We start from the raw sequence: 14,963 nt of genomic DNA on the forward strand, positions 1-14,963 counted from the left end.
GGTCGAGCGGGAAACCGCCCGCATCCAACCAAGCGGCACAACGATATTCGGAGTCAAATCCCGCGCCGCGGCCGTGAAGCCATGTTCTTGGAGTCGTTACAGCATGCAGGTGGACGAAGATCTTGTACGTTGGGGCATGTGCCGTGGCTTTTGGTGTCACTCGTCCTGCTACCTGCAGTTGCTCCGTATCTCGGGCTCGGCGTGCTGACGGCGATCGGGCAACGTCGACGCAGCGCCGGATTGTTCGTGACGTCCGGAGCAATCGTGTTCTTCCCCGTCTACTGGGTCGTCTGGTACGTGCACGACACCTGGCCGTCGACCAGGCGATCGGCCGCCACCCCAAGACCCACACCTTGCTGACGGGCATACCGCTTGTCGTCGGCCGACGCTTGTTCGACGGAGGGACACGAGTCACTCACGTACTGCCCGTCTGCTTGACTACCCATGCGGCGATCTGGGTGCGGGAGTGGAACCCCAGCTTGGCGAGAACATGCTGGACATGCCCTTGAACCGTGCGTTGCGAGACGACGAGTTCGGCGGCTATCGCCTTGTCGGTCAGTCCCCGGGCGACGAGCGTCGCGACCTCGTATTCCCGCCCCGTCAACTCTCGTCGTTGCTTCCTCGATTCCGCTCTGCCGTGGGCAGACTCGCCGAGTGCGTAGGCCGCAGCTGCAGCGAGGCTCAACGAGCTCGCCCGTCGGCGCACCGCTTCCAACTCGATTTCCCCGAGCGATTGCTGGATGCTCTGCGCACAGTGCCGGTGATAGTCGCCGCCCAGCGAGAGGAACAGGACCACGGAGCTGCCCGCCATTCCTATCGTTGCCTCCGCCGCTGCCATCAGGGTGGCTGCGCGGGTCGCGTCACCTCGGGTGTCGGCCACCCACGCCAGTGCCTCCAGACACACCGCCGTCATCAACGGATCTCCGCGCGCCCGGGCAAGCCGAATACCCTGCAGCAGAGTCTGTTCAGAGCTATCGCAGTCACCGATTCGCCACAGCGCGACTCCACTTCCCCAGTGCGCATGCGATCGATACGTCACCTCGCCGCGAGCCTCGGTAATCGCAAGCACCTGCCGGAAGCTCTCGAGGGCATCCCCGTAGTCACCTGCGAGCATGTGTGCACGTCCGAGTCCCAACAGGATCTCGACCTGGGTGGTGATGTCATGCTCGGAGACGAAGGCATCGAGAGCCTGCCCCAACATCGACAGGGCCCGGGAGACATCGCCCGTGGAAACGGCGAGGAACCCATCGGCATGCGCCGCACGAGCTTGGACTATCGGTATCGAGTTCCGCGCTGCGAGGTTCCATAGTTGCGCGACGGCGGAGCGACCGGCATCGAAATCTCCCTGCAAGTCCGCCCAGACGCTCTCCACCAAGAGGCCACGCGACTTCTCGAGATCGCTGTGCTCGTCATCGGTAATCCGGTTCAATGCACGCTCACTCCAGTGTCGTCCCTCGCTCAGCATGCCGCGCGCGAGCCAGAACCGGAACAGCGAGTTGACGAATGCGAGCGATCCAGCACCATCACGACTTGGGTCGGACATAGCAAAAGCCAAGGCTTGGCGCAGATTCGGCAACTCGCGCGCGAGACGGTCGATCGACACCTGTTGGTCTTGACTTATCCATCTCTCGTCGGCACGACGCGCCAATTCGAAGTACAGATCCCGGTGCCGTCTACGCCACTTCGCCGCCTCGTTCTGTTGCGCGAGCATCTCGCGCCCATAGTCACTGACGGTGTCCAGCATGCGGAACCGTACTGCGTGGTTCGTCTCGTCCCTGATGAGAATCGACTTGTCGATCAAGGAGGTCAGCACATCGAGGACCTGGACCGTCCCCGGACCAGAGCTCAACAGCTGTTCCGCTGCATCGAGTTCGAAACTGCCTGCGAAGACGGAAAGATGCGTCCACGCGTTCCGTTCAGTGCTGGAACATAACCTATAACTCCAGTCGACAGCCGCCCGAAGAGTCTGATGCCGGGCGTCGACGCCGCGTGGCCCGCCGGTCAGCAACGCGAAGCGATCAGCCAACCGCTGCGAGATCTGCTCCGGCGACAACGAACGCACTCGTGCTGCCGCGAGCTCGACCGCCAACGGAATACCTTCCAAGACTGCGCATATTCGTGAAACGGCTTCGTAGTTCTGGTCCGTTATCGTGAAGCCCTGAACCACATCAGCAGCGCGCTCGGCGAACAGGGCCAGCGCGTCATCGCCATGCCCCTGCACCGACAGGCTCTTCTCGTCGACGGCCGGAAGCGGCAGGGGCAGCACCGGCAGCACCGCTTCCCCGTCGATGCCGAGAATTTCACGACTCGTCGTCAGAATCCGCAGGCCCGGACAATGCCGTAGAAGACCTTCAACCAAAGCTGCGATGGCCTGGACGAGTTGCTCACAATTGTCGAGGACGAGCAGGAACTGACGCGGTCCCAGATATTCGATGAGAAGCTGGATTTGCGTACGACCGGGCTGCGCACTCAAACCCAACGCTCCCGCTACAACCCCAGCGACGAGCGATTCATCCTGCAGCTCCGCCAACTCGACCAACCCGACCCCGTCCGGAAACGCCGAACGAACCGCGTGTGCGACGTGCAGCGCCAGCCGTGTCTTGCCGACCCCGCCAATTCCGGTCAAAGTCACCAACCGACTGATGCCCAGCAGACGCCTTGTTTCCTTCGACTCCGCGCGGCGATCCACAAAACTCGTCAACTCCAACGGCAGAGTTGCGGCCCCACGGGCAGCCGGATCCGCTAGAGGACCCCGCCGCGACGCCTCGGCAGGAGCCTCCGACCTGTGCGCAGGATCGCTCCCCGCATCTCCCCCACCAACAGGGTGCTCCGGTCGCGATGCCATAAATCATGAATACCCTCAACATCGACCATCGACAATGAGCGTCGAACAGAGCGGGAGCTCGGCTAGTGAGTCGATTTCTCGGCCCGCAGCCGCTAGAGCGTGTCTGACAAATGTCCAGCCCCGGCAAAGGGTGTTCACCACCCGCAGGCAGACCGGGATGTGGCTCAATGACCGCTGGGTCACCGCCCGCGATCACCCAGCGCGATTCCATAGTCGTTGTGCGCCGCATGATCTCGCGCCTCCCGTGTCAGCCGGTCGTGTGGCGGACCGGGTCGAGCGGGTTTCCGGGTGGGATGTGGCCGCAGTTGGTGGGCGCAGGTATGCCGACCATGCGGTCATGGAGCCAAGAGAGAGCACCCGGCAGCCAGAGCAGTGCGCCCGGAACATGGCTGAGGGTGTCGTACTCGTCGTATTGGATGGCAAGGCCAGCATCGCAGTAACGATTGGCGAGGGCTCGCACATCAGCGGCGACCATGATCCCGTCGCCCCGACCGACACCCGGGCCGCCAGGTGGGGTGCCCTCGAGAGCGCCGTTGCCGGCTTGGGCGATGAACATCGGGATCGTGGGAATCGGTGCGGTGCCCATGTTGATCTTGTTGACCGTATCGACATACTCGGGAACCGAGTTGGGGTCTTCGTACTCGGGCTTGACCATCTCCCGCCAGGTCAAACCGGGGTACTGCGCAATGACATTGGCGATCGATGCGTCTTCGAGCCGAGCCACCACTTCGCGCCCGCGGTCGCTGAGATACCGGTCGAAGTCGACATCGTACGAGCGTGCGACGCCGACGACGGCCATTCCGACCACGCCGCCCCATCCGAGGCTCCCGCTCGCGTATCGGAGATTGTTGGCGGGATTCACGAGGACCCCGCCCTGGGCCGCTCCGATGAGGTCTTCGTTGATCTCCGGTGCATACGCGGGCGCAAGGATCGACGCCCAGTTGGTGGCGATCGAACCGCCCGAATAGCCCATCAGGCCTATCCTGGCGTCCGCGGTGATCCCTGCCTCGGGCACACTACGGGCGGCCCGCAGGGAATCAAGGGTCATCGTCCCGTACTCCGGCCCAGCGGCGAAGTCGGCATCCGGCCCCTCCGTGTCCGGTATGACCACCGTGTAGCCCAGCGCCAACAGCGGCCCGAACAGGGCCGCTTCGCTGGATGCAAGCGTGCCCCCGAGCCCGAAGTTGCGGCCACTGGGGGTCCACCCACCGATCGGGCTGTTGCCGGCGATGGCACGCGACGGGCCGTCGTCCGGATTCAGCGAGTCGTAGAAGGACTGGTACGAAACGACTTTCCCCGGTTCGGCATTCGGTGGCCGCAGGATCGAGGTCACGTTCGCCGACGGTCGCCCGAGCGCGTCCGTCGAGCGGTAGAGGACCTGAATTGCCTTCAGTGGTGTGGGGACGTTCACGACGGAGTACGGCAAAGTCCGCGTCTTCAGAACCGTGCCGGGTGCGTACGACGACAGAGGTGCCGCGCCGTCGTACCGGTAGAACGGATCCGCCACCGGCTGTGCAGTCGATGTCGGCGCGGCGAGCGCCGTCAGTGCGATCGCAAGCAGAGCGACCATGGAACGTGAAACCCATTTCCTCCTCATGTGCCCCCCTCGAGCCTGTCGTTGCCCACCCCACCAAAGCACTATGTGACCTGGATCATAGAGCAGCCGTTGCTGGTGGGTAGCCGACTAGCTGTTGTGGGCTGGGACGTTGAAGACGCAGGGTTGTGCCACGGCTGGGGTGGAGTTCGTGACCACCGGTGTGGTGGAGCTAGTGTTGGCGCCATGGTGAAGCCTGAGACAACCAAGGTTGGGGCTTTCGGTCACGCCGTCAGCCCCCTGAACCACTGAGTTCTCAGTTCGCACCCCAGCTACCTTGCCGCGTGGGGCAGTGCTTGCCGGCCTGGTGCCGGACATTGCCGCTAGTTTCGATGTCTCAATCGGGTCAGCTGGTTTTCTCACGTCGGCCTTCGCTGCCGGAATGATCGTCGGGACGCCGCTGATGGCAGCGCTGGCACGCCGGTGGCCCGCCCGGACAACCCTCCTGTTCTTCGTGGTGATGTTCGCGGTGACGCATATCGTGGGAGCCGTCACTACGAGTTTCGCCGTACTGCTGGTCACCCGGGTGATCGCCGCCCTGGCCGACGCAGGATTCCTCGCCGTCGCACTGAGGGCCGCGGCCGCACTTGTCGCAGCCGATCGCAAGGGGCGCGCGCTGGCGGTCCTCCTCTCGGGCACGACAATTGCCACCGTCGCCGGAACTCCCGGCGGCGCGCTGCTCGGCACGCTTCTCGGCTATCGGGCAACCTTCTGGACGATCGCATTGCTGTGCATTCCCGCCGCTATCGGTGTCGGCAAGGGCATCCCGGCCGATGCCGGAGAATCCATGCCGGACACTCCAGCCCTTGTATCTCTTCGGACCGAATTCGCCCAACTCACAAAGCCAGGTTTGATCCTGGTGATCCTCCTCGCCTCCCTGGTCAACGCCGCCACCTTCGCCACCTTCACCTTCCTGGCGCCGATCGTCACCGGCACAGCAGGCCTCGGAGAGCTCTGGGTTCCCGTGGTGCTGACGGTCTTCGGTGCTCGTTCCTTCGTCGGTGTCACCCTCGCGGGACGGTTCTCGGACCAACGTCCCGGTATCGTCATCGCGGTCTGCGGACCGGTGCTCTTGCTCGGCTGGATCGCGTTGGCGACTCAGGCTGCGCACCCAGTGGCGCTTCTGGTCCTGGCGTTCACACAGGGCGCGCTGTCCTTCGCCTTGGGCAGCACCGTGATCACGAGGGTGCTCTATGAGGCTGAGGGCGCCCCGACCATGGGTGGGGCCTACGCGACGGCCGCGCTCAACATCGGCGCTGCCGGCGGGCCCGCTATCGCCGCAACAACCCTCGGTTCTCATGCCGGCAACCTCGGGCCCGTGTGGGCCAGCAGCTTCCTCGTCGCGGTCACGCTGGTGATCGCCTTGCCGCTGTTGCGGGTCATCGCACCCCGTGTCGGCCAGGTGATCCGATGACCCACGCCAACGCCCCACTGAGCATCGAGGGCCGAAGACGCGGGCTGCCTGGGATTGCCTGTGCAGGCAGCGGCCGCGCACGTGGGGCCTGGAACCGGTGGGCTCGGTTGTAGCCGCTGCGGCCGTGTTCGCCGTTGTGGCTGCGGTGTTGGTGAGCTGGATGCGCTCGAGTTGTTGTCCCACAGGAAGGTTCACCGCCGTTGTCACGGCCTGACAGGTGTCGATCAGGAATTGCCGACCCGGTGTGCAGAGCGCTTCCCCTTCCAGGGCACATCCGGCACAGCCACACCCGGTTTGCCCGACCAATGGTGGCCCCACCGTCCTCGACGCGATCTGCGCCCTCGACCCCAAGTAGCCAGGACGGCGATCGAGCGGGCGGATCACGCCGTCGCCTGCCGCAATATCCCTCAGGTACCCGCCGTCGACCGGGGTGAGTGCGTCGCCCTCACGCGGGAGCACGAGTTCACGTCCGGTCCGGTGCCGCGGCACACGTGGGGATGCTTCCTCGACGGTGGACGGGGCGATCCGTTGTGGCGCATCACCAGATGACAACGCGGGGCAGGGACAACATTGCACGTCACTGGGAAGCCGATGCTAGAAGGAGCCGACACGCATGCTGTGCCTCGGCCGACTGTAGCTGGTAGCAGTGCCTGCGCCATTAGGCTTCTCACCATGATGGGCGAGAGTTCGACGGCCAGGTGGACTCCGATGCTCCTCGGCATCATGACAGGGTCAGCTGCGGCCCTGCTGCTCAACCTGCTTGCGATCAGAGCCCTGCGCGACATGTGGGACGTCGATCCGCAGCCCTCGGCCGGCGCGATGTACTGGGTGTGCCTACTACTCCCTCTCGTCGCGGGCATCGTGGTTGCCACGGCGATCTGGCTACTCCATCGGCCCGCTCGCCCCGTAGCGGAAGCCTTCCTCGCAACCTACGTTGTAGTCGGGCTCGGAATGGCCGCGCTGCAGAACTTCCTGGACACCTTCGCGGACCACATGTGAGGCCCGTCCACCGTCCTGCCATTGATCACCACCCACCATTCCATCGGAAGAATCCGCCCGATCACACTCGCCGGCGGTAGCATGGCGCAGTGTTCCTGACTCGAACTGTCGCTTCTCGGATTCCGGCTCGGTTATTGTCTGTGTGCGTCCGCCACGCCGAACTCGTGAAGTTCCTGACGGTGGGGTCGATCGCGTTCATCGTCACATCAGTGCTGTTCTTCGGCTTGAAATGGACGGTTCTCGAAGGGAAGCCAGTCACCGCGAACGTCATCGCGGTGCTACTCGCGACCGTGCTGTCTTACGTACTGAATCGAGAGTGGGCGTTCACAGCCCGCGGTGGACGCGAGCGTCGACACGAAGCCGCACTATTCTTCGTCGTCGCCGGAGTCGGCCTCGGAATCAACCAGCTACCGCTGGCGGTGTCCCGGTACGTTCTCGCTCTACAGACACCGCACGTATCGATCGTCATCGAGAACATCGCCGACTTCATCAGCGCCACCATCATCGGCACGCTCCTCGCGACCGTGTTCCGCTGGTGGGCAATGCGCAAGTTCGTGTTCCCCGACCCTGTGGCACCTCCACGAGAAGACCCCGTGGCTCCGAAGGGGATCGAGTCAGCTTCCTGAACCCGATCGGCGCAACGCGTTGTCCGTACGGTCATGACGAAAGCCAGCCGGCCATCAGTCAAGCTCCCGCGCCTCAGTTTGCGACGCTTGACACATGGGGTACGCCAGCAATACCTCCAACACTGGCGAAGGTTTCCCAGCTGAAACCGGAAGCGGCCGAGTAACTTCAACGGAAGTCTATGGACAACCAGAATGTTCCACGCCTTCAGCCGGGCAATCAGAACCCAAAAACCAGCCGGACCGATTCACAGGGAACACGCCAGACAGGGCGGTGCCCCCGGAGCTGAACCGGGGGCACAACCGTTCTCGAGATCAGTTCTTCGCCACCGGGTTGTTGCAATTCCGCTCAGCCGGATTCGGCCTGGTGTCCACGATGTCCTTCGGCATGGCGGCACCCTCGTCCGCAGTAGCCCCGCTGCGGTGACCGATCGGTCGACACCGCAGGATGCGGCGCCGACCCGAAAGTCGATTCGCTGAATCAACCCCAGGAGCTGGACAGCACGCGCAAGGAGCCGAATAGCAGGTGTGCTGCAGCGAGGTCCACAACGGTGATCGGTCGCAGGGGGCACGGGCGGAAGCCCGTTGAGATGCCGCCCGCGTGAGCTTCCCGACACTCAGTGATCTGCTGCGGGGTGAAGGTCTGGTTGAACCGATTAGCGTCCCAGATGGTCTCAGCGGAACCCGGCTGGAAGTAGCTGCTGCCGCTTGCGGGAAGGCTCCCGCCATCGATGGCGCCTTGCGCGTGGGCGACTGCAGGGGCTGCTGCCAGGAACAGCCCCGCGGTCAGGATTGCGGATCGGGTCAAGGTGAGTCGCATGGTGGTCAGCTCCCTACGAATTGCTTATCGCGTACTGGCCGATATCGGCTCGCCTTACTATAAGTAGCGATTCTATCGATCGAACGATGCTTGGAGAAGTCGACAAACACGCGGCCACGACTCGAGTCGAGTTGATGCAGTCGCGAAAGGCGAGCCATCCAATTAACATTCGCGTGTCTGCAACGCTTTTTCCATGCAAACCATGCGCGCGCATTCCGATCAATCCCCCGTACGCTCAGGGAGTATCTGCCCCCGAAATCGACGGCGTCACAGGGTGATCGATCGTCCGCGATCCACGCAATACCAGCTCGCACAGGGCTGGCCGGGTGAGGCTAGTTCGACCAGGTGTGGCATAGCCTTGCGGAGAAGGCGAATAATTCTTGGCATCAATGACTTCAGGTTGGCGTCGGTAGGTGCGCAATGGAGAGCGCCTCCACGCGCCGTACATTCGGCAGCACCGGCGAGGGTGGCGAAGAGGCGGCCTTCCTTTTTCTTGATAGTATGAGTTATCCAGAAAACAGGGGTTCAAGCAGTTGACCATGAGCCCGCCAAGCGCTGCGAATCGTCATCGTGGCTGGCCAATCGTCAAGATAGTTGGCCGCTTCGCCAACTTGTTGGCCGTTGGTCACGATGGTTGACCAGTCAGCGCGAGTGTAGCTGTGTCTCCAGCCGTGGGTCTGCGTGGATCGCTGCCAGCCGCTCGAGGTCCGTGGACACCGCGAGGGTGTCTTCCTCGTCGACGCCCGTGGCGGCACACCACGAATGATCCTCGGGCCACCAGAAGTTGGGTGTTCGAGAAGCGAACGTGGGCTCGTCGATCTCTCGGGTCGCTGAGGGCACCAGATACTCCCAGCCCGCCTCGTCGCGGACCCGCGCTGCCCCGGCGTCCACGAATGTCCGCCATCCTCCCCACAGCAGACCCATGTGCGCGTCGTCCAGGTGCTCGTAGACGGCGTCGATCCACTCGGGCGGAATCTAGCCGGCGTCAGGTCGCATGTCGAAGACACCGTCGACAGGGTGCGTATTACGGTCGCACCCGACGCTGACCAGACTAGACACCATGCCGATCAGATGCGACTTGCCCTTTCCGCAGCCACCGAAAAGGCGGCCGACTCTGTTGCACTCGGGTGCACCGATGGTGAACTGCGGTACCGACGTGACATTGCGTCCGGCTGCGGTTTCGGGTTTATCCAGGACGATTGCCCCTACTGGGGTGGGGCGTTGTCCCCTAGTTCCGGTGGGACCAACGGGGGCATGGTTGTGGGCACATTGGATTTCGTGTTCGACCCAGGGGGAATGTGAAGCGGTTTCTGCCGTACTTCTCGAAGGTTGTGACGGCCGAGAAGGTGTATCACGTGTTTCTGGACTGTCCACGTGGGCAGCGTATTCAGCGGGTGAACCGCGCTGCTGGTGTCGGTCCTGGTGGGCGTGAGTACCCGAAGTGCTCTACGTGTCGGGAATGGGACGAGGAGGTAAGGGAGGAGAGAAATCGTATCCGTGAGTGGCTGGGCTGGAGTTCGATCCCGCCATCGAAAGCGGACAAGGACTCGGATTCGTTGTGAGTGTGGGCGCTTGGGAGTTGAAGGCCCGCAGGGAAGGCCTAATGGTCTGTCCAGTACTCCGCCAGCTCAATTCGAAGTACGTTGGCTCCTGTCTCCAGCCACTGAGTCGATCGACAGCGCTCTAACGCATCTCGGGAGGATGCTCAAAGACGAGTCGGACGCCGACCTCGCCCGCTCGGCGACCGTCACGAGTTTCCCGCGGGGTTCTTGATCGGGACCAGAGCGCGGGCAGACCGGACCGCGGCGAGCGCCGACTTGGGATGCCGTCCCGGCCAGCGCGCCGTCGGGCAGGCTGCGGGCTTCAGTTCGTCCCCAGCGGCAGCACCGGCACCTGCTCCCCCGGCCGTCTGCCGGCGCTGAGCATCTCGAGCAGAGGCCACCCGGTCCGTGGACGGTCTTGGCGAAGCAGGAGATCGCCCGCCGCCGGAATGCCGCGGACGCGAATGTGTTGTTCGAGCTCGGCGGGACGCACAGCGCCTCCTATGGATGCCCGCCGGTCACTGCCAAATCGACACCTGCGGAAGCGGTCTACGAACGGTCCTGTGTGATCGTCGGCGGTAAGTGGCACGGCTCTGAAGTCCCCGACTGGCATGCTCTGTTGTCGTGACGACCCTCTGCTGGTGCTGACGACATGGATGCTGGATCCTGCGCCGGCGCTCGGGACGACAGGTCCAGCAGAGGACGATGCTGCCAGAAGTTCGGCGCGATCTGGAACTTCCGAGCCGACATTCCGCCTACAGCATCGGGGCGGGCGGGCTATTTCGCCACGCGCTCCCACATCTGTATGTAGGCCTCTGCTCCACGGCTCATGTCTTCGATGATCTGATCACCATCCGGGCCTGCCGCGTTCCTCATGTCTGCAATCCAGTCGGGGATCAGCCCGTACTGGGCGACACCATCAGTGTTCAGGTCGAACACCCGCTCGCCCGTCCGTTGCCGATCCATCACCGTGCCGCCGTCGAAGGTTGTGTACGGGTAGATGAGAGGACGCACAGCAGCGTCGCTGCGGGGCGCGGCTTGTGGGCCGAATCCGTTGGTGTCGGCGCCGTATCCGAACCCGAAGTAGTACTTGTCGCTGCGAACCTGTCTAGCTTTGCGCCAGCCCTCCACGAAGCCGGGCTCTCGATCGGCTTTCGGGTCCTGACCGGATTCGCGCTTCTGTGGATCAAGTTGGCTTGCGTACAGTGCCACGAATCCACCGAGATCGTAGATCCGCTTGTAGAACAGCGGATCCGCCCAGCTGTGGCTTGATACGACGCCCGAGTAGCCGGCGTCCTCGAGGATTCTCAAGGTCGTGTCCGCTGTCTTGACGCTCATGTGATCGATGTCGATAATCATGCCGCGATCCATCATTGCGCGAATCATGTGCTCGCCGAGCGATGTCAGACCGCGGGTGTTGCAGAGTGGGCCTTCGGGATAGATCGGGGTGGTGATCCCCGGTGGCAGCGCAGCCAACGCATCCGCGGGACCGGCACCGACGGACAACACTGGATTGTCGTGTTCAGGTCCCGTACAGGGCTCGGCCTCCCAGAATCTGCCTGTGCCGAGGAAGTTGCCGGCATTGACGGCGACGCCTTGAATCCCGGGATCGAATCGCACACCGCCGAAGGCATTGTCGAATTTGTGGGTGACGATCATCTGACGGACACCGAGCCGGTATACCTCGTCGAGGCCGCGGTCGACATCCTCCTCGGTGCACTGGGGAACACCGTCGCGGATTCCACAACCGAAGGGCTCCGACACCTCGATCCCCAGTGTCACCGCGAGCTTCCCCGCGGCCGCGACTTCACGCGCCTCTCGAGGTGAACTGACGATCCGGAACCACCCGCGCCCGGGACCGCCGTACTGGGCGTCGACGTAGTCCTGCATCGCGTGCGCCTGCGCAGCCTGCGCGCGCACAGTGTCCATGTCGTTGCAGGACTGATTCTTGAGCGGGTAGACCTCGCACAAGACGTGATTGTTGACGAGCAGGTTGGTGAAGATGCGCAAGCCGCCGCGCCACGCTCGCTCGACCCACTTGAAGTATGTCTGCTCGTGGGTGAGCGAATCATGCGCAGGCCAATCCGTGAAGGTCGGCCATCCGGTGGTGTCGTGTGTCTCGAACGGGCTGCCGTGCGAGATGACGTTCTCGAGCACCGCGGTGAGCCCATCGCCGCCGTGGTCGGGGCAATCCCGCAACGCCACGGTAATTCCTTGCGGGTCGAATGGGGTGCCGCAGTGGACTTCCCCGCCGATGAACAGGTCAGCGGTCATGTGCACATGTGCGTCGATGAAGCCGCGCACCTCACCGTTCGACCCGGTACCGGACAGAGGAACTCCTGCGGCATTGACCTCGGACTCAGGAAAGTCGGCACAGCCAGAGGTTGGGACGAGAACAAAACGCCCGCCTCGGGGATCCAGTCCAGGCTCGGTCGAGTACAAGCGACCGGCGTGCTCGGTGAGCTGGTTCCCGTTGCTCGTTGCGGTAATGCTGTACACACCGTCTGTGTACGTCAGGGTCCAGTCCGTCGACCGGGTTGCATCCCGGGTAGCTACGACGGTGTTCCCGTTGTCGTGGGCGAGCAGGTCTCCGCCGGGGCCGTAGAACATGAACCGGCCGAGCTGCGCCGCGTGCAACCGGAACACCTCAGCGTCACGCGGGGCCGCCGCGTCGACGCGGTATCCGTCCGGGGAGAGCCGGGCGAATGCGCCTGATTGGTCGGACTGAAGGGCAAAGCACCCGTTCGCGAGTCCAAACACCGGATCCTCACCGGGACCGGTGGCAACAGTTGCATGCGTCGCGGCGCCGGTCACCATGGCACCGAGAACAAGCATCAGACTGAGAGCGACGACTGTCACTCTCCTGTACGGGGATCTCACTGCGACGGAACCCCTTCCATGGACTGGAATGGCGGACATCTCTGCCGAGTTGGTTCGCAGCGTAGGGCGCCCTTCAATCGCTTGTCCATGTTTCGGCAAACAACGCCAACTTCGATGACCACAATCCCACCGTGTCATCGCCACATCGATTGTCATACCGCAGGTCAGAAATCCGAAAAATGACAACAACATTGACCATTCACAGCAGTGTGAATCGTCATGGTGGTTGGCCAATCGTCAAGATAGTTGGTTGCTTCGCCAACATTGTTGGCCATTGGTCACGACGGTTGGCCCGCGGGCAGCCCAGTCAGCGTGAGTGCAGCCCGTCTCCAGTCGCTCCAGGTCCGTAGCTACTAGGGTGTCTTCCTGGTCGACGCCCGTAGCGGCACACCATGAATGATCCTCGGGCCACCGACGTCGTAGAAGCTCATTCGCGGATTCAACTGTGTACCACGGACGGCAGCGACCTGCGCCCACGACACCGGTGTCGAATCACGGTCGAGGCTGTGCCACTGGTAGGCGGGATGCAGGATCTGCGGAACATGCGGATGCCGCCCCGTCAACCCCCCGAAGGCGTGTCGTACGGATACGGCACCAGCCACGACACCGCACCGTGTCGACACTGCCGGCCCTTCCGATTTCCCCGGTCAGCCAACGATCATGAGGAGTACGACGATCACATGTTCGACGCTTCCAAGCGGCGCCGCGAATCCGAGTGCCCGCAGTCTGGCGCCCCTTCCAGACGAGAGCGAGGAAGAAGGGTAGGCAGGCAAGGCCGTTCTGGACGACTCGGACTGGTCGACGACAGTCATGCCCCTTCACACTTCCCTGACGCGGCCGTCCGCCGCCGACGACGCGGCCTGGCCGGCCGAGGACGCCGTGACCGACGCTCCACCCGGACGGGTCGACGACCTCAGCATCATGCCTATTGATCACCCCTGGCCACAGGCCCGCTGGTCTCCAGGGTGAGTACATGGCCGGACATGAGCAGCGCTGGCATTGGGCGCCTGAGGAACTAGTGCTCGTCTCAGGTCCGGACGTCAGCCTCTGGATCGCAAATATGTTGTGAGGCAAATCGTTCGACGTCGGAAGACTCGTGCCGCCGGTGTTCGACGCGTACGCTCGCATCTTCCACCCCATCTATCTCCGTGGCGGCGGCGAGTGGACTCGAATCAACTGGGCTTACGGTCGCCGAGGAACACGGAACCATCGTTCACGCCGCGATGAGCTGGCAGACCATCACCGGGACCCACCGGCCTGGCGACGATCTGGAAGAGGGCTCCCTGCCGCAGCCGGAGGCCCGCGCCCTCGCGACGATCCTCCGCGACCACACCGCCAGACCGGATGAATGTTGGTTCGCGATCTGGGACGGGTACGGAGACTGCCAACGTACTGAACCGAAGTCGGGCGCAAATACCGTGGATATGCGCAGGTTCCGGGTAGCTGTCACTCTCGAGCACGCGCACCTCTCCGCGTTCGACAACCTGTTGAGTACCCCTCCCGCACCCACGGTGTCTCGACCGGGAAGGCCGTGCGCTGATGGGAGCTGAACGTGTTGCTAGGGGTTGCCGGATCGGCCGCGCATTGGGGAGGTATTTGCGCGTCGGTGACGCCGCTCCGACGATCCGGCCATCCACATCGGTGGGTCCAGCCCCACCCACAAGTGTGGCTGGACCTGTACTCGCGGAGAGGCCCGCTCCCTAGCGTGGGGCACATGACAGCTTCGAAAGTGCCCGGTGACACCAGCAGATCGGTGGAAAACGAGGATGCCGTCCGCCGCGAGATGCACGCGACTGTGGGGAATTGCGTCTCGCTTTTCGGCGCGGGCAGCGTGATCGTGTTCGTAAGTCTCGTGGCGGTCAGCATGGTTCAGTACTTCGACGTTCAGGAGACGACGACGTTCATGTGGGTACGCGCGAGTGTCCTACTCCTCGCCTCGCCCCTCATCTGGCGGCTCACCGCGAGCGCTACTCAGGGGTCGGTTAAGAGCTTCGAACGGCTACGCATCATCAGCACCGTCTTACCTGTCGCGATCGTCGTTGTGGATCTGGTCCCGGGTCTGTGCACGGCGTGGTACGCCGTGATGCAGGGTCTCTCGGTGGTCCCGCTGATGTGTGCAGCGCTCCTCCTCAGCCGCACGCGCTCGCGAGTTCAGGGTGCCGTCTCGGTAAAGTCCTCAGCGGAGAGGGCGCAGGGAGGTTGCGAAGCGTGCGACGAGTAGCCTCCTGGCTCGTGGCCACGGCGATT

General features: G+C 63.5%; 10 protein-coding genes. 5 read left to right on the plus strand and 5 right to left on the minus strand.

Annotation, left to right across the window (positions count from 1 at the left end; genetic code table 11):
- Positions 1 to 415: 415 nt before the first annotated feature.
- Positions 416 to 2,707, minus strand: coding sequence for an ATP-binding protein (locus tag ACQ5DX_RS12055; protein WP_430332844.1), 2,292 nt, complete (start codon positions 2,705 to 2,707; stop codon positions 416 to 418).
- 385 nt (positions 2,708 to 3,092) lie between these two features.
- On the minus strand, positions 3,093 to 4,415 hold the full coding sequence (locus ACQ5DX_RS12060; RefSeq protein WP_430332845.1) for a lipase family protein: 1,323 nt from the start codon (positions 4,413 to 4,415) through the stop codon (positions 3,093 to 3,095).
- A gap of 301 nt (positions 4,416 to 4,716) precedes the next feature.
- Here ACQ5DX_RS12060 and ACQ5DX_RS12065 point away from each other — a divergent pair, with 301 nt between their 5' ends.
- From ACQ5DX_RS12065 to ACQ5DX_RS12075, 3 genes are all read left to right on the plus strand, one after another.
- Positions 4,717 to 5,853, plus strand: coding sequence for a Cmx/CmrA family chloramphenicol efflux MFS transporter (locus ACQ5DX_RS12065; RefSeq protein WP_430332846.1), 1,137 nt, complete (start codon positions 4,717 to 4,719; stop codon positions 5,851 to 5,853).
- A gap of 672 nt (positions 5,854 to 6,525) precedes the next feature.
- Positions 6,526 to 6,852 carry a hypothetical protein gene (locus ACQ5DX_RS12070; protein ID WP_430332847.1) on the plus strand — a complete coding sequence of 109 codons (327 nt, stop codon included), beginning with the start codon at positions 6,526 to 6,528 and terminating at the stop codon, positions 6,850 to 6,852.
- 164 nt (positions 6,853 to 7,016) lie between these two features.
- Positions 7,017 to 7,478, plus strand: a complete 462-nt coding sequence (locus ACQ5DX_RS12075) for a GtrA family protein (RefSeq protein ID WP_430332848.1) — start codon at positions 7,017 to 7,019, stop codon at positions 7,476 to 7,478.
- A 478-nt stretch (positions 7,479 to 7,956) separates the two neighbouring features.
- Here ACQ5DX_RS12075 and ACQ5DX_RS12080 read toward each other — a convergent pair whose 3' ends face one another.
- Complete coding sequence (locus ACQ5DX_RS12080) at positions 7,957 to 8,295, minus strand: hypothetical protein (RefSeq protein WP_430332849.1); 339 nt, start codon at positions 8,293 to 8,295, stop codon at positions 7,957 to 7,959.
- Between the two features lie 642 nt (positions 8,296 to 8,937).
- A complete protein-coding gene (locus tag ACQ5DX_RS12085) occupies positions 8,938 to 9,186 on the minus strand; it encodes a hypothetical protein (RefSeq protein ID WP_430332850.1) in 249 nt (82 codons plus the stop codon).
- Positions 9,187 to 10,254: 1,068 nt separating this feature from the next.
- Between ACQ5DX_RS12085 and ACQ5DX_RS12090 the strand changes: the two genes are divergently transcribed.
- Positions 10,255 to 10,464: a hypothetical protein gene (locus ACQ5DX_RS12090; protein WP_430332851.1), complete on the plus strand. Its 210-nt coding sequence runs from the start codon at positions 10,255 to 10,257 to the stop codon at positions 10,462 to 10,464.
- A gap of 149 nt (positions 10,465 to 10,613) precedes the next feature.
- Here ACQ5DX_RS12090 and ACQ5DX_RS12095 read toward each other — a convergent pair whose 3' ends face one another.
- Complete coding sequence (locus ACQ5DX_RS12095; RefSeq protein ID WP_430332852.1) at positions 10,614 to 12,872, minus strand: peptidase; 2,259 nt, start codon at positions 12,870 to 12,872, stop codon at positions 10,614 to 10,616.
- A gap of 1,558 nt (positions 12,873 to 14,430) precedes the next feature.
- On the opposite strand from ACQ5DX_RS12095, the gene ACQ5DX_RS12100 reads away from it, so the two are divergent.
- Positions 14,431 to 14,937 (plus strand): hypothetical protein, encoded by a 507-nt coding sequence (locus tag ACQ5DX_RS12100; RefSeq protein WP_430332853.1) that lies wholly within the window; start codon positions 14,431 to 14,433, stop codon positions 14,935 to 14,937.
- Positions 14,938 to 14,963: the final 26 nt, after the last annotated feature.

It is taken from the genome of Rhodococcus sp. ACT016 (genome assembly GCF_050477185.1).
Classification (GTDB): domain Bacteria; phylum Actinomycetota; class Actinomycetes; order Mycobacteriales; family Mycobacteriaceae; genus Prescottella.

Excerpts from the sequence above, each read along its gene's own strand:
- ACQ5DX_RS12060 (WP_430332845.1), bottom strand. The coding sequence starts at position 4,415 with ATGGTCGCTCTGCTTGCGATCGCACTGACGGCGCTCGCCGCGCCGACA.
- ACQ5DX_RS12095 (WP_430332852.1), bottom strand. The coding sequence starts at position 12,872 with ATGACAATCGATGTGGCGATGACACGGTGGGATTGTGGTCATCGAAGT.
- ACQ5DX_RS12070 (WP_430332847.1), top strand. The coding sequence starts at position 6,526 with ATGATGGGCGAGAGTTCGACGGCCAGGTGGACTCCGATGCTCCTCGGC.
- ACQ5DX_RS12100 (WP_430332853.1), top strand. The coding sequence starts at position 14,431 with ATGACAGCTTCGAAAGTGCCCGGTGACACCAGCAGATCGGTGGAAAAC.
- ACQ5DX_RS12080 (WP_430332849.1), bottom strand. The coding sequence starts at position 8,295 with ATGCGACTCACCTTGACCCGATCCGCAATCCTGACCGCGGGGCTGTTC.